General features: G+C 72.9%; 15 protein-coding genes. 7 read left to right on the top strand and 8 right to left on the bottom strand.

The genetic code is table 11. The features are described from left to right. Positions 1 to 142 precede the first annotated feature (142 nt). The 5 genes from ABT095_RS27220 to ABT095_RS27200 form a co-directional block, all read right to left on the bottom strand. Complete coding sequence (locus ABT095_RS27220; RefSeq protein ID WP_350532155.1) at positions 143 to 2,689, bottom strand: AfsR/SARP family transcriptional regulator; 2,547 nt, start codon at positions 2,687 to 2,689, stop codon at positions 143 to 145. 20 nt (positions 2,690 to 2,709) lie between these two features. Beyond that, positions 2,710 to 3,723, bottom strand: coding sequence for an AfsA-related hotdog domain-containing protein (locus ABT095_RS27215; RefSeq protein ID WP_350532154.1), 1,014 nt, complete (start codon positions 3,721 to 3,723; stop codon positions 2,710 to 2,712). A 169-nt stretch (positions 3,724 to 3,892) separates the two neighbouring features. After that, entirely contained in the window at positions 3,893 to 4,843 is a 951-nt protein-coding gene (locus ABT095_RS27210) for an AIR synthase related protein (RefSeq protein WP_350532153.1), read from the bottom strand. Between the two features lie 143 nt (positions 4,844 to 4,986). Continuing rightward, the gene (locus ABT095_RS38890) at positions 4,987 to 5,571 is read right to left on the bottom strand and encodes a DegT/DnrJ/EryC1/StrS family aminotransferase (protein ID WP_502885024.1); all 585 of its coding nucleotides are present in this window, start codon (positions 5,569 to 5,571) and stop codon (positions 4,987 to 4,989) included. A 36-nt stretch (positions 5,572 to 5,607) separates the two neighbouring features. Then, entirely contained in the window at positions 5,608 to 6,477 is an 870-nt protein-coding gene (locus ABT095_RS27200; RefSeq protein ID WP_350532152.1) for a glycosyltransferase, read from the bottom strand. A gap of 63 nt (positions 6,478 to 6,540) precedes the next feature. Here ABT095_RS27200 and ABT095_RS27195 point away from each other — a divergent pair, with 63 nt between their 5' ends. Further along, complete coding sequence (locus ABT095_RS27195; protein WP_350532151.1) at positions 6,541 to 6,894, top strand: zinc ribbon domain-containing protein YjdM; 354 nt, start codon at positions 6,541 to 6,543, stop codon at positions 6,892 to 6,894. A gap of 64 nt (positions 6,895 to 6,958) precedes the next feature. Here ABT095_RS27195 and ABT095_RS27190 read toward each other — a convergent pair whose 3' ends face one another. Beyond that, positions 6,959 to 8,761 (bottom strand): ABC transporter substrate-binding protein, encoded by a 1,803-nt coding sequence (locus ABT095_RS27190; protein ID WP_350532150.1) that lies wholly within the window; start codon positions 8,759 to 8,761, stop codon positions 6,959 to 6,961. 363 nt (positions 8,762 to 9,124) lie between these two features. Between ABT095_RS27190 and ABT095_RS27185 the strand changes: the two genes are divergently transcribed. After that, positions 9,125 to 9,856 carry a GNAT family N-acetyltransferase gene (locus ABT095_RS27185; protein ID WP_350532149.1) on the top strand — a complete coding sequence of 244 codons (732 nt, stop codon included), beginning with the start codon at positions 9,125 to 9,127 and terminating at the stop codon, positions 9,854 to 9,856. A 49-nt stretch (positions 9,857 to 9,905) separates the two neighbouring features. Here ABT095_RS27185 and ABT095_RS27180 read toward each other — a convergent pair whose 3' ends face one another. Beyond that, complete coding sequence (locus ABT095_RS27180) at positions 9,906 to 12,383, bottom strand: RICIN domain-containing protein (RefSeq protein ID WP_350532148.1); 2,478 nt, start codon at positions 12,381 to 12,383, stop codon at positions 9,906 to 9,908. Between the two features lie 182 nt (positions 12,384 to 12,565). On the opposite strand from ABT095_RS27180, the gene ABT095_RS27175 reads away from it, so the two are divergent. After that, positions 12,566 to 13,570, top strand: a complete 1,005-nt coding sequence (locus ABT095_RS27175; protein WP_350532147.1) for a LacI family DNA-binding transcriptional regulator — start codon at positions 12,566 to 12,568, stop codon at positions 13,568 to 13,570. 32 nt (positions 13,571 to 13,602) lie between these two features. Further along, positions 13,603 to 14,127 carry a hypothetical protein gene (locus tag ABT095_RS27170; protein ID WP_350532146.1) on the top strand — a complete coding sequence of 175 codons (525 nt, stop codon included), beginning with the start codon at positions 13,603 to 13,605 and terminating at the stop codon, positions 14,125 to 14,127. A 62-nt stretch (positions 14,128 to 14,189) separates the two neighbouring features. Here the strand turns inward: ABT095_RS27170 and ABT095_RS27165 are convergent, their stop codons facing one another. Next, entirely contained in the window at positions 14,190 to 15,782 is a 1,593-nt protein-coding gene (locus tag ABT095_RS27165; protein ID WP_350532145.1) for a M4 family metallopeptidase, read from the bottom strand. 324 nt (positions 15,783 to 16,106) lie between these two features. On the opposite strand from ABT095_RS27165, the gene ABT095_RS27160 reads away from it, so the two are divergent. From ABT095_RS27160 to ABT095_RS27150, 3 genes are all read left to right on the top strand, one after another. Next, on the top strand, positions 16,107 to 17,066 hold the full coding sequence (locus tag ABT095_RS27160; RefSeq protein ID WP_350532144.1) for a LysR family transcriptional regulator: 960 nt from the start codon (positions 16,107 to 16,109) through the stop codon (positions 17,064 to 17,066). Between the two features lie 197 nt (positions 17,067 to 17,263). After that, the gene (locus tag ABT095_RS27155) at positions 17,264 to 19,852 is read left to right on the top strand and encodes a collagenase (protein ID WP_350532143.1); all 2,589 of its coding nucleotides are present in this window, start codon (positions 17,264 to 17,266) and stop codon (positions 19,850 to 19,852) included. 133 nt (positions 19,853 to 19,985) lie between these two features. Further along, a partial coding sequence (locus ABT095_RS27150; protein WP_350532142.1) for a carboxylesterase/lipase family protein occupies positions 19,986 to 21,536 on the top strand: 1,551 nt, incomplete at its 3' end.

Here is a 21,536-nt window from a genome sequence, read left to right as displayed (position 1 = left end):
TCCGTTCTTCGTCCACACACCGGTGGCCGAGCTGCCGTGCGCCGGACCGCACCGTCCAGGGGCGCGAGGCTCTGTTCGTCAACCGCGTGCGCCGCCGGCCAGGCAGGGCCGGCGGCATCCCGCCGCGCACACGTCCGCCGCCTCACCGCTGTCCGCCCCGCCGGCTCGCCGCCGTCGCCGTCCCGGCCGGGCGGGACGGCGGCAGGCGCCAGACGCCCGGGCGGAGTTCGACGCCGGGGGCGGCTGTGGGGCCGGTCAGGGAGCGCAGGGAGCGGCGGGCGTACGCCTCCAGACGGCGGTCCCGGAGGATGCCGGCGAGGTCGAGGCATTCGGCGAAGTGGCCCGCAGCGGCGGACGGGGCGTCGTGGGCCAGGGCGAGCAGCGCCAGCACCCGGTTCGCCTCGTACCGCCCTCGGCTGTGCCCCGGGCCGGCCGCCGCCGTCAACGCCGCGCCCAGCAGCTCGGCAGCGGCGCTCAACCGGCCTTCGTCCAACTCCAGTTGAGCCAGCCCGACCAGCGTCAGCGCGTACTCCTCGGGGGCGTCGACCGACTGCGCGAGGGCCCGGGCCCGCAGGTAGTACTCCCGGGCCTCGGCCGACCGGCGGCGCTGCCAGGCCAGGTCGCCGAGCGAGCGCGACAGCCGGGCCTGCGCGGCGAGGTCGGCGCAGCGCTCGGCGGCGTCCAGCGCGAGCCGGTGGGTGCGGGCCCAGTCGGTCCAGGCGGCGTCCCGCTCCAGCAGCGGACCGGCCGCCTCGGCGAGCCGGACGGTGTACTGCCAGTGGTCATGCTGGTACGCCGTCCGGGCGGCCCGCACCAGGGCGGCCGCCCGGACCGGGGCGTCGAGCTCTCCGGCCGATCCGGCCGCTGCCAGGTAGGCCGCGCACATCCGCTCGGCGGCGGCCGCCAGCTCCCCGGGCGCCGAGGTCTCGGCCAGCCGGCCCGCGGCGAACAGCCGCAGCAGCTCCGGCAGGCGGTAGGCCACCCCGGTCGGCGTGCGGTACGCCTCCAGCAGGCTAGCGTCGACCAGCTCCTCCACGGCGCGCAGTGCGGCCGGGCGGTCCGCGCCGAGCAGTGCGGCCGCCATGGCCAGGTCGAACTCACCCGGGGGCAGCAGGCCGAGCAGGCCGAGCACCTCCTGCTCGGCCGCGCCCAGCTGCTGACTGGTCGTCAAGAACCTTCCGCGAAGGTCAAGGTCACCGATCCGGAGCCAGTCAAGCCGCTCCGCCTCGGTGTGCAGCTGGCGGGCGAGCCACTTCGGGCTCCAGTGCGGCCGGGCGGTCAGCAGCTCCGCCGCGATCCGCACGGCCAGCGGCAAGTGGCCGCACAGGGAGGCGAGTTCGTCGAGCGCGGCCGCGTCGCTCTGATCCTGCGAGCCCCGGGCGGTGAGCAGCCGGCGCGAGTCGTCCGCGGCGAACACCCCGAGCACCAGGCCCCGCAGCGCGGCCGGCCCGCTCGGGCCGGTGAGCCCGGCCAGGCGGCGGCGACTGGTCACCAGCAGCGCGCTCCCCGGCGGCACCGGCAGCAGGGAGCGGATCCGCCCGGGCCCGGCGGCCCCGTCCAGGATCAGCAGTACCCGGCGCTCGGCCTGCCAGCCGGGGGCCGGTGCGGCGGACTCCGCGGGCACCAGCACCCGCCCGTCCGGGAAGAGGTCCCCGAGCCGGTGCGCGGCCTGCACGGCCAGAGCCGTCTTGCCGACCCCGGGCGCGCCGGAGAGGATCACCGCGGCGCCGCCGCCCACCCCGGGGCGCAGCAGGCGCTCCAGTTCGGCGAGTTCGGTGCGCCGCCCGGTGAAGAGCGGGTCGGCGGGCGGCAGCCGGGAGCCGAGCGGGCGGCGCGGTGCCTCGGCGGAGGCCGGGCCGCTCCCGGACTCGCCGTCGCCCGCGCGGTGCTCGGCCGTGCGGGCCGGCTCGCCGCCGTCGGCGCGCAGCAGCGCGGTGTCCCCGCGCAGGATCCGCAGGTGCAACTCCCGGAGCCGGGGCCCGGGTTCGACGCCCAGCTCGGCGCGGAGCGAGGAGCGCAGCAGGCCGAACACCCGCAGCGCCTCGGCCTGGCGGCCGGAGCGGTAGTAGGCGGTCATCAGGTGGCCGTGGAACTCCTCGCGGACGGGGTGCTCGGCGACCAGCGACTGCAGTTCGGCGACCAGGTCACGGTGGCGGCCGAGCCGGAGTTCGGCCCGGACCCGCTCGTCCAGCGCGGTGGCCCGCCGCTCGGCGAGGCGCCGCCCGGCCTGCTGCAGCAGCAGCCCGGGCGGCAGGTCGGCCAGCAGCGAGCCGCGCCAGAGCCCGGCGGCCTGCCCGCACAGTTCGGCGGCGGCCGCGAAGTCGCCTGCCCCGGAGGCCTGTTGGCCCTGCAGCAGCAGCTCCTCGAAGCGCAGCACGTCCAACGTGGCGGCGCTGGCGCGCACGGCGTAGCCGGGGGCCCTGGTCTCCACCAGGTCGCGGCTGCCCACCGGGTCGAGGGTGCGCAGCAGCTTGCGCAGCTGGGAGATGTAGACCTGGAGTGTGGTGGTGGCGGTGCGCGGGGGAGCGCTCGGCCAGAGCTCGTCGATCAGGTCCTCCGCCGAGACGACCTGGTTGGCGTGGACGAGCAGGGTGCCGAGCACCACCCGCAGCTTGGTGGCGCCGGGGCTCACCGGCCGGGCCTCGGGGCCGGCCAGGAGCTCCAGCGGACCGAGGATGTTGAACTTCATCGGGATCGCCGCTTCGCCGCTCAGAGGTCCTGCACGACGGTGAGCCGGGCCTCGGCCACGGCGCGCCGGTGCTGGGTCACCGTCAGGGTGACCGGTACGGCGGGGCGGCCGTGCCCGTCGTGGCCGCGCGGGCCGGGCACGGCGATGCAGCGCAGCGGCAGGTCGAGGGAGGCCTGGGCGCGGAAGTCGACCTCGGAGGCGGCCAGGGTGCAGCGCCCCGGGTCGAGCCCGGCGCTGCGGCCGGCCGCCAGCACGGCGGACTGGCGCAGCGCCTCGAGCAGGTGCAGCCCGGTCAGTTCGCCCTGCAGGCCGACCACCACCGGGCTGACCCCCTCGGAGAGCAGCCAGGTGGAGTACCGGCCCCGGGCGTCGGTGGCCGGTTCGCTGACCACCACGTTGTCCGCCCGGCCCCGGCCCACCTCGGCCGGCCGGGCCGGGTGCGGGTGCCCGTCGGGCCGGTCGGCCAGCTCGGGCGTCTCGCGCAGGACGCGGCGGCTGGTCTCCAGGTGCTTGCGGTAGAGCTTGGGCATCAGGAAGATCAGCCCGGCCGAGCCGCGCCCGCAGGGCACGTCGTCGATCCGCAGCTCGAGCCGGAGCTCCAGGCAGCGCGGCACCTCGTTCATGATGTTGGCCGGCACCGCAGTGATCTCGGTGGCGATCCGTCCGGCGCCCTCACCCGCGCCGGAGCCCAGGGCGCGCCAGGCGGAGAGCTCGGTGAGCTCCAGCGAGAAGCGGTGGATGAGACCGGTGCGGTCCTCGGGGATGCCGAAGTAGTGGTGTCCGACGAAGGCGCCGATCTCGGTGACGGCCTCGGTGGCCAGTTGCGCGTCGTGGAAGTACCCGGGCCCGTCGTTGAACAGCGGGTGCCGTACGGGCAGGTCGCCGACCAGGACGAAGTGCTCCTCGCCCAGACTCGGGGCGTCCAGCAGGTAGTGCTCCCACGAGGAGGGACAGTGGATCAGGTGCCGTGCGCCTTCGTCGTGCGGGTAGTGCGGCGGGCGGACCGGTGTGGTCTGAATGTGCTGCACTGTCATGGCATCTCCTTGTCCCGGTCCATGGTGGGCGGGTCGGCGGACGGGCGGCCAGCCGTGGACGGTGGTAACTAGCTGAATGGCAACTTGTGCACCGAGGACTTCGTTGCTACGGCCGTGCTCGGACTACGAACTGTCGGACCGCCACCCCTAGGCCCCCCTCACCCGGCGCCTAGCGCAGCCGTACCGGCCCGGTGGTGCGGGGCCGTTCCAGCGGGCGCGCCGTGCCGTCGCCGTCCACCACTTCCACCAGGGCCAGCTGACTGCCCGTCACCTCGCCGATGTCGCAGGCGTACTGGCCCTGGGCGTGGGTGCGCAGCCGGCGCAAGGCCTCGGCCCGGTGTTCCGGCGGTACGAACAGGCAGAGGCTGGCCGCGCTGTCGGCGTGCAGCGGGTCGATCCCCTGCAGGCCGAGCGCGATCCGGGTCTGGTGGCGGACGGGCAGTGCCGAGCGGGTGATCCGCAGGGTCAGGCCGCGGGCCGTGGTGCAGGAGTCGAGCACGGCGGCCAGGCCCCCGGTGCCGACCGCCACGGCGTACCGGGCCTGCGGCACGACGGCGGCGGCCAGGGCCGTCAGCGGGGCGCAATCGCTGTCCACGTACTTCTCCAGGCCGGGGGCGCCGCGCAGCGTCAGCACGTGTGCGGCGTGGTCCCCGAGCGGGCCGGAGAGCAGGATGCGGTCGCCGGGGCGGAGTGCGGCGGGCTGCGGGGCCGGGTGGCGGTGGACGCCGAAGCCGGTGGCGGTGACGAAGACCTGGTCGGCCTCCCCGGCCCGGACCACCTCGACGTCCGCCGAGGCGATCGCCACGCCGGCCTCCCTGGCGGCCTCGCGGATCGAGCGGACCAGCCGTCGCAGCAGCCGCACCGGCAGCCCGGCCTCCACGATGAGGCCGAGCGCCACCCGCCGGGGTTCGGCCCCCGCCGCAGCCAGCTCGTTGACCACCCCGCAGACCGCGACCCGCCCCACGTCGCCGTTGCCGAAGAACGGCGGGTCGACCACGAACACCCCTGTCCGCACGGCGAGCCGCCCGTCCGGCAGGTGCTCGTCCACGGCCGGTCCGGCGCAGTCCAAGCCCTCCCGCACCAACTGCTGGGCCGCCGGTCCGAGCGTCACCTGCTGCACGGCGGGCTCCTCTCCGACCCGGGAATGCCCATCTTTGGATGAACATGGAGCATCCTCCCGCGGCCGGTCGCCGCCGGCACCCTTCGCGCAGGTGTTCAGGGGCGTGGTTAGGGGGGCCGCCGTACCGCCGTCCCGGTCCGGGGTCAGCCGGCGGCCGGCCCGGCGGCGGCCATGACGGCCTGCCAGGGGGTGGGGTCGAAGATCAGCGCGATCGAGACGATCCGGCCGCCGCGGAGGCGGAAGTGCTCGGCGGTGTGCTGGGTGATGCCGACAGGCCGGTGGGGCTGTCGGAGGTGGGGAACGGGCTGCGGAAGCCGAAGCCCTCGCCGACCAGCGCGGCGGCGGCAGGGACGTCGCCCCGGAAGCGGGCTTCGTGGTAGGCGCGGACGGTGTTGCTGGGGCGAGGTGAGCGCGCTGACGGCCAGCAGGTTGGCCGAGGAGCCCGAGTTCACCAGGTGGGCCTTGCGGGCGCCGAACAGCCTGGCGAACTCGCGCTCGAACTTCGCGCTCAACTCGCCGGAGACGATCCGCAGCTCGAGCGCGGCCGCCACCAGGGCGACCCGGTCCTCCTCGTCCAGCACCGCGCCGGCGGGCAGCAGCGGGGTCTGCCCGGGGATGAACGGCCGGGCGGTCTCGGCGAGTTGGTGGTACTTGCGGGCGGCGTCGAGGAGCTCGGCGCGGGCCTGCGTCCGGGCGTCGTCCAGGGTCAGGGTGCTGGTGGCGTTCATGCGAAGTCCCTTCGGCGTGGTCGTGGCGGTCAGCGGTCAGCGGGCGGCGGCTTCGAGCTGGGCCATGGCCTCCCCGGCGGGCGGCTGCTCGGCGAGCTCCTGCCGCAGACGGCGTGCGGTGTCGCGGTAGTCGGTGTTCTCGGTCAGGGTGCGCAGCGCCGCGGCGAGGGAGTCGGCCGTGACCTGCTCCGGGTGCAGGCAGAGCCCCGCGCCGACCTCGGCGATCCGGTCGGCGTGCTGGTACTGCACGCACATCTGCGGCAGTGCGAGCGAGGGCAGCCCCAGGGCGAGCGCCGCGAACGCGCTGCCCGCGCCGCCGTGGTGCACCACCAGGTCGCAGCCGGGCAGGATCGCGCTGAGCGGCAGCCCGCTGAGCACCCGGACGCCCTCCGGCAGCCCGTCGTACGCCAGCCGGGCGCTGCCGGCGATCACCACCTCGGCGTCCAGGCCGCGCACCCCCGCCAGGACCGAGGCGAGTACCGTGGCGTGGTCGCCCATGATCGGTACGTTGCCGAGGGTGACGCAGATCCGGCGGCGCTCCGGGGCGCCGAGCAGCCACGCCGGCACGACGCCCGAGCCGTTGTAGGGGGCCCAGCCGAACTTCACCAGCGGCCGGTCGTGGTCGCGCACCTGCAGGCTCGGCGGGCAGACGTCGATCTCCCGCCACGGCTCGGGCACCCCGGCGTCCAGCCCCCACTTGCGGTGCAGCGGCTCGAGCGCGCGGGCGATCGGCGCGTCCAGCTCGGCCGGGGCCGCCAGGCCCCAGCCGTGCAGCACCGCCGGGATGCCCAGGCGCGCCGCCGCGAGGGGGCCGGCGTACTCCCACCCGGTGTGCACCAGCAGATCGGGCCGCCAGGCCTGGGCGATCCGCACCATCGCGGCGGTGTGCCGCTCGCCGAGCGGCACGTAGCACTCGGTCCACCGGTGCGTGCCGTCAAAGTGAAGAGTTTTGCAACTTATACTCTTCGTATGAGCGAGAACCTTCCCCCGTGTCCGGTCTGTGCCTGTGAGTACACCTATGAGATGAACGACCTGCTGGTGTGCCCGGAGTGCGCGCACGAGTGGGCTCCCGGTGAGGGGGCTGCCGCGGCGGGCGCCGGGGAGCGGGTCGTCAAGGACTCGGTGGGCAATGTGCTCAGTGACGGGGACACCGTGACCGTGGTCAAGGCGCTGAAGGTCAAGGGCAGTGCGTCCGGGATCAAGGCCGGCACCAAGGTGCGCAACATCCGCCTGGTCGACGGGGTGGACGGGCACGACATCGACTGCCGGATCGAGGGATTCGGTGCGATGCAGCTCAAGTCCAGTGTGGTGAAGAAGGCCTGACGGGCCGTCAGAAACGAAGGGCTGGGACTCCGATGAGTCCCAGCCCTTTCGAGGTGCTACCGCACTACGGCTTCACGTACAGCCGCGTCGGGTCGATGTTGCAGAAGAATCGGTGGTACTCGGCGCCGCCGACCTTCGAGCCGACCATCTGCACCTGCTTGTAGTACACGGTCGGGACGGCCGGCACCACGTCCCGGGCGATGTAGTCGCTCAGCCGCATCCAGGCCGCACCGGCCTTCTGCTCGTTGGTGATGTTCGAGATCCGGTCGATCTGGGCGTTGACGTAGGCGTCGTCGACCATCGAGTGGTTCGAGGAGCCGTCGGCCACGGTGCGGCCGTCGAAGACCGGCGGGATGACGGTGGTGCCGCTCGGCCAGTCGGCGCCCCAGGCGGAGCCGTACATGTCGAACGCGTTGTCCACCCGGCCGACGTTGTCGTAGTAGTTGCGGCCGGGGATGGCCACCCGCTCGACGCTGAAGCCGGCCTTGGTGAGGGCGTCGGCGATGGCGGCCGAGTACTGCTGGCCGGCCGGGCTGTCGACGAAGGCGTACCGGATCTTCGTCCCGACCTTGTTCAGGCTCTTGAGGATGTGCAGGGCGCGCTCCGGCTGGCCCTCGGGGTGGGCGACCTTGCCGAGCGGGTCGCTCTTGCGGTAGCCCGGCATGGTCGGGCTGATGAAGCTGCCGGCCAGCTCGGCGCCGTAGGGGCCGCCCTGGGCGTCGAAGACGGCCTTGGTCGGGATGGCGTAGGCGAGCGCGCGGCGCAGCCGGACGTCGGTGATGCGCTTGGTGTTGAAGTTCACCTGGTTGACGTAGGACTGGTACCCGCTGAGCGTCCGGGCGGCCTTGGCCGGGTCGGCCATGATGCCGCCGATCGCCGCCGGGGCGACGGAGTTGGTGAAGGAGAGGGCGTCCTGGTCCTCGCCCGCGTCACCGGCGATCCGGTTGGTGGAGTCCACGCTGGAGACGTTGAAGGAGATCTGGAACTTGTCCGGGTACTGGTGCCGGGCCGAGTCCGAGGCCGGGTCCCACTGCTGGTTGCGGACCAGCGTCATCGAGACGCCCGGCTTGAACTCCTGGATCCGGTACGGGCCGGAGGCCACCGGGGCCAGGTCGTAGGCCTCCTTGGTGTCCTTGGCCTTCGGCACCGCGCTGTACCCGGCCAGGGCGAGCGCGTACGGCAGGTCCGGCTGCGGCTTCGGGAAGTGGAAGACGATGGTCTTCGCGTCCGGGGTGGCGAGCAGCGAGTCGGGCAGGTGGGTGCCGTCGTACGGGCCGTTCGGGAGCAGCTTGCGGTAGTCGGTGCCGCTGGTGTTGGCCAGCCACTGCTGGAGGTAGGTCGGGCCGGCGTCGATGAACGGCGCGAACAGGCGCTCGACGGTCTGGCGGATGTCGGCCGAGGTGATCGGCGTGCCGTCCTCCCAGCGGATGTTGTCCTTGAGGGTGTACGTCCAGGTGCGGCCGCCGTCGCTGAGCCGCCCGCTGTCGGTGGCGAGGTCGCCGACCACGGAGTAGTTGCCGTTGTTGTCGAGGCGGTAGGTGGTCAGGCCGCGGTCGATCAGGGTGGCCAGCTGGGCCTGGTTGTTGACGTAGACCTGGGCCGGGTCGAGGTGGCCGAAGGTGTCCTGCTGCAGCACGTCGAGGGTGCCGCCGCTGGTGGCGCCGGGCACCGGCTGGGCCGGCCCCTGGGATCCCGCCGCATTGGCGAACGGCACCTGGTCCGAGGTGCCGGTGGTGGCGGCCACGGCGGTGGAGGCGCCGACCACGGTGGTGCCGGTCAGCAGCAGCGAGCCGATGGCGAGCGCGGCCAGGGCGGGGTTGGCTCTGAACATACCGGTCATGCCGTACATGTCGGTCTTGCGGGTCATCGGGCTCTCCTTGGAGACGGCGTGAGGGTGTGGGGATGTGGACAGCCCGTGCAGAGGGTGTGTCCGGTCGGCCGGAGGCGGCGCGTGAGGGCGCCGCAGTTAGCGTGAACACGCTGAGTAGCTCTGGCAGTTGGTATCGAAATTGTGTGCGCCCCGTGCTGATCAAGACGTTCCCAGCCGGGAGGAGGGCCGGTCAAGCGTCGGAGCTCGATGCTGCGGGCCTCTGATGGCTCATAAATGTGCAAGGAACCTGACGGTGTAGGAGATATGACGCGCCGTTATCTCCGAAGGCCCGCACACTGCCGTAACCTGCGCCTTTCTGCGCATGGGCCTGTCAAAGAGGGACGAAGGAGAGGTCGGCCGATGACGGCACGGGAGATTGGGGCGGCGCCGGACGGCCGGCCGGTGGTCACGTACCTGCGGGGCGTACGGGAGGGGCGGCCGTGGGCGGACCTGCTGGAGGTGGTGGGGCCCGATCCGGTGGGGTACGTGCTGACGCAGCTGCGCGGCTGGGTGGTCTCCGGGCCGGTGGAGCTGGGGGAGGCGCTGCTCCGGGAGGGGGCCGTGGCGCTGCGGCACGCGCACACGATGCGCGGGGCGGCGGTGCAGGTCGGGGCGGCGGTGCAGGTCGGGGTGGCGCTGCCGGACGGCTGCCACGCCGCGCCGTGCGACCGGCCCGCGGCCGAGGTGTTCCCGGCCTGGCGGGCGGCCTTCCCGCCCGGCCATCCGGACCACTACGCGGGCGGCGACGAGCAGGCGCTGGCCGAGCGGCTCGGGCCGCTGCTGAGCGGCGGGCTGCTTGGCCCGGTGCTGCCCTCGAGCCGGCTGGCGGTCGGGCCGGACGGTCAGGTGGTGGCGGGCGCGGTGCTCACCGACCGGGGCGGGCAGCCGTTCGTGGCGGAGGTGTTCCGCGACCCGGCGCGGTCGGCACGGGGGCTGGGGCGGGCGCTGCTGCGGCTGGCGCTGGCCGGGGCGGCGACCGACGGGGTGGCGGCGGTCGAGCTGGTCGTGAGCGCGGCGAACCCGGCCCGCGCGGTGTACGAGTCCTTGGGGTTCACCGTCACCGACACGGCGTTGACGGTGATCGTGCCATGAGCCGGTCCGGCCCCGGGCGGGCTGCCCGGGGCCGGGGTCGGCGGGTGGGTCAGGAGACGGTCCAGTGCTGGAGGGCCGAGCCGGTGTCGGCCTGCTGGGTCACCAGGGCGCCGTCCTTGGTGCCGGCGGTGGTGAGCAGCAGGCCGCTCCTGACGGAGGTGAAGGTGTAGCTGCCGTCGGCGAGGCGGTTGGCCTGCCAGCTCTGGTTGGAGCTGCCGGTGCAGGCCCACTGGATGACCGCGGCGCCCGCGGCGGTCGAGCCGCCGCTGACGTCCGCGCAGAGCTTGGACTCGGTGTTGGCCAGCTGGTAGGAGCCGTCCGGCTGCCGGGTGAGGACCCAGCCCTGGTTGGCGCCGCCGTTGGTCCGCCAGGTGATCAGCTGGGTGCCCTGGGCGGTCGAGTGGCCCGGGTCGTCCAGCGCCTTGCCGCCGGTGGCCAGCACGCGGGTGCCGCTCAGTGCCCCGTTGACCGTCCAGCCGAAGCTCGCCGAGCCGGTGGCCGTGCCGGAGGAGGCGGTCACCGTGACGGTCGAGCTGCCGGCGGCGGTCGGGGTGCCGGTGACCAGGCCGGAGGCGCTGATGCTCAGCCCGGCGGGCAGGCCGGTGGCGGTGAAGGTGAGCGGCTTGCCGAGGTTGTCGGTCGCGGTGAGCTGCAGCGAGACGGCCGTGCCGACCGTGCCGGTGCGGGCGCCGGGGCCGGCCACCACCACCGTCTCGGCGGCGCTGCCGGTCGGGGTGAGGCTCAGCGTCTGCTCGGCGGCGGTGCGGCCACCGCCGACCGAACTGCCGCTGGTGTCGGTCCAGTTGCGGCCGGGAGTGGTCTCGGCGAGCCGGCCGGAGGCGGCGGACAGGCCGATCACCAGGCCGCTGTACCGGTTGACCAGCCGGACGGCGCCGCCGCCCGACGGCAGTACGAACCACTGCTGGCCGACGGCGGCCGTCCCGCTCACGGCCGCCGTGACGGTCGGCCTGCTGCCCCAGGCCCGGGAGCCGGTGAGCGTCGCGTCGACGCCGAGCAGCTGCCCGGTCGCGGCGTTGGCGATCCGGTAGGACCCGTCGCCGACGGCCTGGAAGCTCCAGGACTCCAGCGCCGAGCCGGTCGCGGCGGCCAGCGAGGTGGTGGCCGGGCCGCCGGAGACCTGGGCGAGCACCCGGCCGTCACCGCTGGCCACCCGGTAGGTCCGGCCCGGGTCGACCGGCGGGGCGGCGGGGGAGGAGGAGTCGATGGTGAGGTTGGCGTACTCGCCGTCGGAGGTGGCGCAGGCGATCGAGCAGTACGAGCGGAAGCTGCGGCCGACGATCGTGGAGCTGGTCCGGTTGGCGCTGTCCACGAACCAGCGGTACCAGGAGCCGGAGGTGTACGAGCCGCTGTCCCCGATCAGGGTCCACTTCTGGGTGGCCAGGTCGTCGGTGACGTAGAACCGCTGCGGCGCGGTGCCGGTGACCACCTCGGGCTCGCCCAGGTACAGCCCGAGCTGGGCGTCGTAGGTGATGTTCATGATGAACAGGTCCGACTTGGGCGGGAGTTGGCCCGCGGCGACCTGCTGGTCCACGGTGCCGGTGGTGCTCGGGCGGTAGTCGGCGGCCACCGGGGTGTACCCGTTCGCGTTGTTCGCGTCGACGGGCACCATGTTGCTCTCCAGGCCGCCGACGCCGGGCTGGGTCCAGGCGCCGTCGTACCACTTCTGCCAGGTGCCGGTGGCCATCTTGCCGGAGATCGGGGCCCGGGCCACGTGGGCGAGGCCGCCGTTGCTGCCGCCGACGCCGCCCTTGGGGATGATCCGGGAGCCGTAGTAGACGTAGAAGTAGCCGGAGGCGGTGTCGACGTACAGGCGCTGGTCGCCGTCCCCGTAGTCGTAGGTCTGGTTGGGGAAGGCGGCGGTGTCGCCCCGCGTGGTGCTGTAGGGCGAGGTGATCGCGTGGCCCTTGATCGCCCAGGTACGGCCCTGGTCGGTGGAGACGGCGTAGTCGATCGCGTCGTAGTGCAGTCCGTCGCCGAAGGGCTGCGGGGTGAACTCGTTGTGCACCAGGCCGACCCAGTTGCCGGTGTCCGGGTCGACCCAGGTGCCGACCAGGTCGCAGAAGTTCTTCTGCGAGTAGCCGGAGCCGCTGCCGGCGGCGGTGGCGGTCAGGCCGGTCGGGCTGTTGTCGCAGCGCCAGGTGGTGTCGTTGTTCCGGTCGCTGCTGTTGGCCGGGTTCACCGCGTCGCTGACCGCGGACCTGGTGGCGCTGTCGAAGTCGGTGCCGGAGTAGAACTCCCAGTAGCGCGGGTCCTTGGCGCCGTACAGCGAGGCGGACTGCTGGAACCAGAAGGTGCCGTCCTTGTCGAGGTAGGCGGCGGCGGGGGTGTCGGTGGGGTAGGCGTAGGAGCCGGTGGTGCCGACGGTCACGGTGTACGTGGGGGCGGCGGGGGCCGGGGCCTTCGCGGGTGGGGCGGCCAGTGCGCCGCCGCCCGCGAGGGCGGCCAGGACCGTGGTGAGGGTGGTGGCGAGGGCGGTGCGGGCCAGCCTTCGTCGAGGAGTGGACACGGGTACTCCTTCTTGGGGGATGGCTGGCACGCTAGGGGCTTTTTGACCGGTAAAACAAGGGTCCTGCCGAGATCGGTTCCAAGCAGTGAAACCCTTGGGATGAGAGAGACTTGACGGTGGTGGAGGGGCGGGCTACGTTTCGTTGGCCTATGGTTTACCGGTCCAATAAGAGGGACAGCCCGATGGTGACAATGCAGGACGTGGCCGAGCGCGCCGGAGTCACCAAGCAGACCGTCTCCAACGTGCTCAGCGGCCGGGTGGCCGTCCGCCCGGCGACGGCGGCCCGGGTGCGGGCCGCGATCGAGGAGCTCGGCTACACGCCCAACCTGGTGGCCCGCTCGCTGGCCACCGGCAGCACCCGCACGGTCGGCCTGTTCGTCCCCACCGTGGGCGGGTCGTTCTACGCCGAGCTGATCGAGGAGGTCGAGGACGTCCTCGAGGAGCACGGCTACCACCTGCTGCTCTGCACCACCCGCCTCGACGGCGAGCGGGCCCGGCGCCACCTGGCCAGCCTGACCAGCCGCTCGGTGGACGCCCTGCTGATCGCGGGCGACCGCGACCTGATCGACCACCTCCCGCTGCTGGCGGGCGCCGCCTTCCCGGTGGTGCTGTGCGCCTGGGAGACGGAGGTGCCGGACCGCTTCCCGGTGGTCACCATCGACTACGAGCGCGCCGGGTACCTGGCCGGGCGGCACCTGCGCGAGCTCGGCCACCGGCGGGTGGCCGTGCTGGCCAGCCCCGCCCACACCGTCCGGATCGAGGGCTTCCGGCGCGCCTTCGCCGCCGACGGGATCAGCGTGCCGGACGACGCCGTGCACCTGGCGCCCGAACCCACCCTGGCCGGCGGGGTCGCGGCGGCCACCGCCGCGCTCGCCGCCGACCCGGCGGTGACCGCCGTCTTCGCCACCCACGACATCCTCGCCCTCGGCGCACTCGAGGCGGCCCGGACGGCAGGCCGCCGGGTGCCGGCGGACCTCTCGGTCATCGGCCACGACGACAACCCCGAAGTACGGCTCGCCCGCCCGGCGTTGACCAGCATCGCCCTCCCCAGGCGGGAGATGGCCCGCCAGGCCGTCGAACTGCTGCTGCGCGCCGTCACCAAGACGGGCAGCGCCGCCAACTCGCTCCAACTGCTGCGCCCCGAACTGGTCGTCCGGGACAGCACCGCCCCGGCGCCGGGAGCCTGAGCGCGGCAGGCCGGGTGGATATGCTCCGGTCCATGACCGAGCAGGGCAGTTCTGCGGGATGGCACTGGACCGCCGAGACGGCGGGCGACGGTGCACACCGGTTCTGCCGGATCCGGCTGGTGCTGCCGTGCGGTGTGATCGGGGACCCGTACGCCTGGTCGGTCGTCGGGCTGGTCCAGGGCGAGATCGACGACCTGCTGGACCGGCTCGCACCACAGCCGGCGCTGCCCGGCGCGGCCGGCCTCGGCGCCTCGGCGCTCTTCGCCGGCCTGCACAGGTGGCACGAGGGTGGTCCCCGGCCCGCGTTCGCCACGGCGGGCGCCGGTCCGCGCGGCTTTCGCGCGCTGCCCGCGGCCACCGAGATCTTCGACGGCGAGGAGGCCTGGCTGGTCCGCTCGGGCGCCGCCGCCCTGCTGCTGTGGCGTGACCACGCGAGCGGGCTGGTCCGGGAGGCCGCGGTGGATTTCGCCGCCTGGCTCGCCGGGTGGCGGGCCGTGCGCGAGGCGGTCGGCCAGGACGGCCGGGGCAGCGTCGCGCTGACCGTCGGGGCACTCTGACGGCCGCCGCACGCCGACGGGCAGCCACCCCCGCACCAGGGTGACCGCCCGTCGACGGACCGTCAGGAGACGCTGACCGCGCTCCAGGCCGCGGCCACCGCCTTGTACTCGGCGCTGGTGGCGCCGTACAGGTCGGTGGCGGCGCTGAGGGAGGCCGCGCGGGCGCCCTTGTAGGTGGTGGTGGAGGTCATGTAGACCGTGAGCGCGCGGTACCAGATCGCGGCGACCTTCTGGTTGCCGATACCGGTGACCGTCGAGCCGTTGCAGGTCGGGCTGTTGTAGGTGAAGCCGTTGATGGTCTTGGAGCCGCTGCCCTCGCTGGCGAGGTAGAACCAGTGGTTTCCGACGCCCGAGGAGTTGTGCACGTCCAGGCGGCCGACCGTCTTGCTCCAGCAGTCGGCCGAGGCGCCGTCGAGGGAGGGCTTGTCGAAGCGGCGCAGCCACGGCGGGGTGGACTGGTCGCTGAACAGGTAGTCCGGGGTGTCCACCTTGTTGTTGGCGTACCACTCGACCATGGTGCCGAAGATGTCGCTGGTGGACTCGTTGAGCCCGCCGGACTCGCCGCTGTAGCGCAGGTTGGCGGTGGCGCTGGTGACGCCGTGGGTCATCTCGTGGCCCATGGTGTCGAGGTCGACCTGCTCGGGGTCGGTGGTGCCGTTGCCGTCGCCGGTCATCATGCAGAAGCAGGCGTCGGACCACTGGGCGTTGTCCCAGTTGGTGCCCACGTGGACGAAGACGGTGGCGCCCTTGCCGTCGTTCTTGATCCCGTTACGGCCGAAGGTGTTCTTGTAGTAGTCGTACGTCCAGCCGGTGTTGGCGTGCGCGTCGACGGCGGCGGTGGCCCGGTCGGTGGAGAACTTCTTGCCGTCGCCCCAGACGTTGTCGGCGTCGGTCAGCAGCGTGCCCGAGGTGGCCTTGACCGAGCTGGCCGAGAGGTTGTGCGCGTCCCGGGTGCTGTGGCCGCGGACGGGGTCGATCAGCGCGAAGGTGCCGTCGGCCTGCTGGGTGGTGGCGAGGGAGATGTCACCGGTGTACTCGGAGTGGCCGGTACCGGTCGCCTGCTCCTCGGTGGAGTAGGACTCGATCTCCGCACCGGAGTTGGCGTCGGTGACGACCACCTGGCCGGCCGGCTCGCCGTGCGGGCCGACCCCGGCGACGGTGGTGCGCCAGGCCAGGCGGGGGGTGCCGTCGGCGGCCCAGACGATCAGCTCGGGGGTGCTGGTGGCCTGGTTGATGTGCGGGGCGGCCTGCAGCGCGTGCCCGGCGCTCTGCTGGGCGGCCACGGCCGGCACGGTGGAGGTGACCTTGGCCTCGTGCGCGGCGGCCTGGGAGGAGCCCTTGAACCGGCCGTGCGAGTCCTGGTGCACGACCAGGTCACCGCCGACCACGGGGAGTCCGCGGTAGGTGCGGTCGAAGCGGACGTGCTGGGTGCCGTCGGCGTCGATGATGACGTCCTTGACCACCAGCGCCTGGTCCGCGCCGAAGCCGAAGGCCGAGGCCTTGTGGGCCACGTTGGCCTTGGCGTGGGCGATCGCGGCGTCCCGGACGGACACGGCCGAGGCCGAACCGGTCTGGAAGGACACCGCGACGAGGGCGGCGCTGACCGCGAGGGCGCCGGCCGCGAAGGGACGACGCCGAGAGGAGGAGGGGCTCACTCTGACTCCAAGTGGGGTAATGGAGGGACAAGCTGCACAGAGCTTGTCGGTGAGCCGCCAAACTGGCCATCACTTAGGCAAAATCTTGACCAACCTGTAGCCAACTCCGGTTGTAACTGGTCAGGTGAAGGTCGGTTCTGACGGGTCGCCACCCTGACCTGCGGGGCGGTGGCACGCCGCCCGACCCGGCTGGGGCTTGACGGGGCCGCGGAGCGGAGCAAAGGTAGGCGTCTTGACATGTCACGTGTGCCATTGCATAGCTCGCGGCCGCCACCTGCTCGCCGCCGGGCCGGAGGGTGGGGCCGCCGGGTCGAGGAGGGGTCCATGGAGTTGGAGCTGCGCCACCTGCGGGTGCTCTGTGCCATCGCCGACGCGGGGAGCGTGGGCCGCGCCGCCGTCCTGCTCGGGGCCTCGCAGCCGGCCACCAGTACCCAGTTGCGCCGGATCGAACGGCACCTGGGAGCCCCCCTCTTCGAGCGCACCGCCACCGGTGTCGCCCCGACCTGTTTCGGGGTGGAGGTGCTGGCCGCCGCCCGGGACTTGCTGACCAGGGCGGACGGCCTGGGCCGGCGCCCCGAGGAGGAGACCGGGCGGCCCGCCCGCGAGGTGCGGGTGGCCGCCACCAACTCGCCGATCCTGCCCGGCCTGGTCACCCGGGCCCGGCACCAGCAGCCCGATCTGCGCTTCGCGGTGAGCACCGTCTACCGCTCCGACGACCTGATCGACCTGCTGGAGCGCGACGACGCCGACGCCGTGCTGGCGGTCGACTACCCCGGCCGCGAGCTGCACCACTCCCCGGCCGTGGCGCTGCGGGGCATCGTGACCGAGCCGGGCTTCGTCGCGCTGCCCGCCCACCATCATCTGCGCCACCGCACCGAGGTCTCGCTGGCCGACCTCGCGGAGGAGGCGTGGTTCCTCAGTCCCGAGGACGGCGCCGGCTGGCACGCCGTCTTCTACGGGGCCTGCGCGGCGGCGGGGTTCACCCCCGTCACGGTGCACGAGTTCCTCGGCGGGCGTCTGGAGCTGCAGGAGATGATCGCCGCCGGTCTGGGCGTCGCCGTCGTGCAGGCCACCACCCGGCCGCTCGGCGAGGTGGTGGTCAAGCCGCTGGCCGGCACGCCGATCTGGATCCGGCACCTGCTGGCCTGGCGGGCCACCGGTGTGAGCGGCGAAGTGGTCGAGACGATGTACGGGGCCGCCACCGCCGCGTACCGGGAGCTGGTCGGCGTCTCGCCGCAGTTCCGCGCCTGGGCCTCCCGGACGTACCGGGCCACCCGACCGTAGTTGCCCCGTCACCTGCGGTTTCGTCCTACGTCTTGTCTTGGCAACGGTGTTATGACACCGCCTTCTCATGTCATATGACCTGTGACATTGTTCTGACCTGTCGACCGATGGCAGGATTCCTGACGGATCCCCCAACCCGTCACAGCTGAGCCCCTGTCAGCTACCCCCACCATCCCCCCACGTCAGAAGGATGCGCTGTGCGTATTCGCATACCCCTGCCCACGCTGATGGCGGGTGTGATCGCCTGTAGCGCGACCGCCGCCACCCTGCTGCCGACCCAGGCGCTGGCCGCGCCCGCCAAGGCACCCGCCGCCGCCAAGGCGCCCGCCGCCGCCAAGGCCCACGCCGCGCCGAAGCCGTTCGGCGCGGAGCTGCCGGCCGGGGCTCCGAACGAGGGCATCGAGACCGGCAAGCCGCTCTCCGCCTTCGATGTCAGCCAGAACGCCGTCACCCGGGCGCCCGGCACCGCCCTGCAGACCACGCCGCGCCCCTACCAGGCGCTCGCCCCGGTCAAGGCCGCCCCCCGCACGGGTGCGCACGCCCTGGCCGCCCCCGCCACCGCGCAGAGCTGCCTGGCCTCCGACTTCGGCAGCCGCAGCGGTGCGAACCTGGTCTCCTTCATCGAGGGCTCGACCACGGACTGCATGAACACGCTGTACAACGTGACGGGCACCGACGCTGGGAACATCTTCAAGGAATCCCAGATGCTCACCGTCGCCAACGCCTTCCAGCAGCTGGCGAAGACCTACCCGGGCGACAACTCGACCAGCATCCTGCAGCTCGTGATGTTCCTGCGGGCCGGGTGGTACGTGCAGTCCAACAACGCGAGCGCCGTGGGCAACTACGACGCCGCGCTGACCACCGCCAACGTGGCCGCCCTCGACGCGTTCTTCGCGAACACCAACGCGTACGCCGTCAGCGACAACAACGGCGCGGTGCTCTCCGAGGTCGTGATCCTCACCGACAGCGCCAACAGCCAGGGCCACTACCTCGGCACCTACAAGAAGCTGCTGGACGCGTACAACAACTCGTACAACGCGTACCCGAAGATGGTGAAGGCGGTCAACAACGTCCTCGCCACCCCGCTGTGGCGCGGCAACTGGAACCCGGCCTTCGTCAGTGCCGTCGCCGCCGACACCAGCATCGTCACCTCGGTGGGCAACTTCGCGCAGAACCACAAGGACCTGCTGAGCGGCCCGAACGCCTACCTCGACTCCAACGCGGGCAACGCGATCGGCCGGATGGCCGGTGACGGCGGCGCCGTCGAGACGGCCGTCAAGCCCGTCGCCAAGGCGATCCTCGACTCCACCCCGATCGCCTACCCGAGCGCGCTGCTCTACGTGCACACGGCCTACCAGGCCAACGCGTACGACCCGGGTGCCTGCTCCTACCTCGACATCTGCAACCTGCCCACCAAGCTGGCGGCCGCCCTGCTGCCGAACCAGCTGGTCTGCGACAACCGCACCATCAAGACCGCGAACCTCTCGCCGGCCGACCTGGCCGCCGTCTGCGCGAGCCTGCGCGGCGAGGACACCTTCTTCCACAACATGACGAAGGACCACGGCCCGGTCAACCCGTACGGCAGCACCGTCACGATGGCCGTGTTCGCCAACACCGCGGACTACCAGAACTACTCCTGGGCCATCTACAACAACGGCACCAACAACGGTGGCCAGACCCTGATGGACCCGACCGACCCGAGCAACCAGCCGGTCACCGTGATGTTCCTGAAGTCCTGGATCGACGACTTCCCGGCGAACGTGTGGAACCTCAACCACGAGTACACCCACTACCTCGACGGCATCTACGACATGAAGGGCAACTTCGGCAACTCCACGTCCGTGCCCTCCATCTGGTGGATCGAGGGTGTCGCCGAGTACGAGTCCTACGCCTACCGCGGCCAGACCGACACCCAGGCGATGAGCGAGGCGGCCAAGCACACCTACAAGCTGTCGACCCTCTTCCAGAGCAGCTACAGCAACGCGGACTCCGTCCGGACCTACCCCTGGGGCTACCTGGCGGTCCGCTACATGATGGAGAAGCACTACGCGGACATCACCAACATGCTCACCCACTTCCGTGCGGGTGACTACCAGGGCGGCTACCAGGTCTACAACGGGATCGGCACCGCCTACGACGCCGACTTCGACGCCTGGCTGAACAGCTGCGCCGCCGGTGCCTGCTACGCCGCCGGCCCGACCTCGCTCTGGACCCAGTCGGTGAACGGCCCGACCGTCACGCTGACCGACAAGTCCGTGGTCAACGCCAGCCCGAACCCGATCGTCGCCTGGCACTGGAGCTTCGGTGACGGCAGCACCTCCAACCAGCAGAACCCGACCCACAGCTACGTGAACCCGGGCTCCTACACCGTCGACCTGACCGTCACCGACAGCGCCGGCAAGTCCGCCAGCACCCCCGGCACGGCCACCGTGACCGTCGGCACCGGCACCACCCTGCCCACCTGCACCGACCAGCGCACCGACGCGATGGGCCAGAACTGCTCCCGCGCCGGCCGCACCGCCACGGCGGGCAACAGCGACTACATGTACATCTACCTGCCCGCCGGCACCACCACGCTGAAGGTCAACACCTCCGGCGGCACCGGCACCGCGTACCTGTACTACAACGACGCGACCTGGGCCTCCCCGAGCGCCTTCACCGCCTCCTCCACCAGCGCCGGCACCACCCAGTCGATCACCGTCAACAACCCGACGGCCGGCTACCGCTACATCAGCCTCTACGCCCAGACCGACTTCAGCGGCGTGACCATCTCCACCCAGTTCTGATCCATCCCGCCGAAGGGGGCGGTCACCGGGCGCCGGCCCGGTGACCGCCCCCTTCGGCCGTTCCGTGTGTCGGGAGACCCGGCACGGCGACAGTTCTCCTACGCTGGAGTCCTGTTGCCCAGGAGGTGGCCCGGTGGACGTGTCGACCAGGTACGGAACGGTGTCGGGGGTGACGGCGGGCGGGGTGACCCGATTCCTCGGAATCCCTTACGCCGCCGCGCCGTTCGGCGACAACCGGTTCGGCCCGCCGGTGCCGCCCGAACACTGGACGGGGGTGCGGGCGGCCGACGCGTTCGGCCCGACCGCGCCGAAAGTGCCGGTGCCGGGGGAGTTGGGCGCGCTGATCACGGACCCGGTGGTCCCCGGGGCGGAGTGCCTGAACCTCAACGTCTGGACGCCGGGGGCCGACGGCCCGCCCCGGCCCGTGCTGGTCTGGCTGCACGGCGGGGCCTTCACCAATGGCTCCTCGGCGGTGACCGGCTACGACGGAGCCACCTTCGCGCGCGCCGGAGTGGTCTGCGTGACGCTCAACTACCGCCTGGGGATGGAGGGTTTCGGGTACGTCCCGGGCGCCCCGGCCCCGGCCAACCGAGGTCTGCTCGACCAGCTCCGCGCTCTGGAGTGGGTGCGGGACAACATCGCGGCCTTCGGCGGCGATCCGGGTGACGTGACGCTCTCCGGCGAGTCCGCCGGGGCGATGTGCGCGCTCACCCTGCTGGCCACCGGCAGCGACCTCTTCCACCGGGTGGCAGTCGCGAGCGGCTCGGCCGAGCTCGGGCAGGCGGTGCCGGACGCCCTGCGCGTCACCGCCGCCGTGGCCGAACAGCTGGGCGTGACACCGGACTTCGCGGGCCTGGCGAGCAGCACCCCCGAGGCGCTGGCGGCCGCCCAGGCGGCGGTCGGCGCGGTGGTCGGGGGCACCGCCGACGCCGCACGCTTCGGCCGCAGCACGATCGCCGCCTGCGGGCTGGCGTACGTCCCGGTGGTGGACGGCGCGGTGCTGCCCTGCCGCCCGATCGAGGCCCTGCGGGCGGGGGCGGGCGCCGCGAAGCCCCTGCTGATCGGCACCACCACCGAGGAGTACCGCCTCTTCCTGATCGCCTCCCCGCTGGTCCAGCTCACCGACCCGGCCCCGCTGCGCGCCCGCGTCGAGGCCTACGGCGCCCCGCCGGGCAGCTACGACGACTACGCGGCGGGCGGCAGCCCCGCCTACCCGCGCGTGCGGCCCGCCGAGACGGCGGCGGCCCTGCTGACCGACCGGATGTTCCGGATCCCGTCCTACCGCGTGGCCGAGGCCCGGGCCGGCCTGCCCCCGGCCACGACCCACGTCTTCGAGTTCGGCCGCCGCAGCCCGGTCACCCCGAATCCGGTCGGCGCCCCGCTGGGCGCCTGCCACGGCAGCGAACTCCCCTTCCTCTGGGACGTGTTGGCCCTGCCCGACAGTCGCAGCTTCGTCGGCCCGGACGCGCCGCAGCCGCTGGCCGACCAACTCCACGGCCGCTGGCTGGAGTTCGCCACCACGGGCCGCTTGGCCGACTGGCCGCCGTACACGCCGGCCGACCGCACGGTGCTGGTCTTCGCGCACGACGACGGCCCCGGCACGGTGCTGGTCGAGGACCCGCGCGGGGCGGAGCGGCAGCTCTGGGGGGGGGGGGGGGGCCATGGGGTTGTGAACAACCGGGGC

Source organism: Kitasatospora sp. NPDC002227 (genome assembly GCF_040296285.1).
GTDB lineage: Bacteria > Actinomycetota > Actinomycetes > Streptomycetales > Streptomycetaceae > Kitasatospora.
The sequence above is the reverse complement of the archived record's forward strand: the minus strand, read 5'-3'. Positions and strand labels throughout refer to the sequence as shown.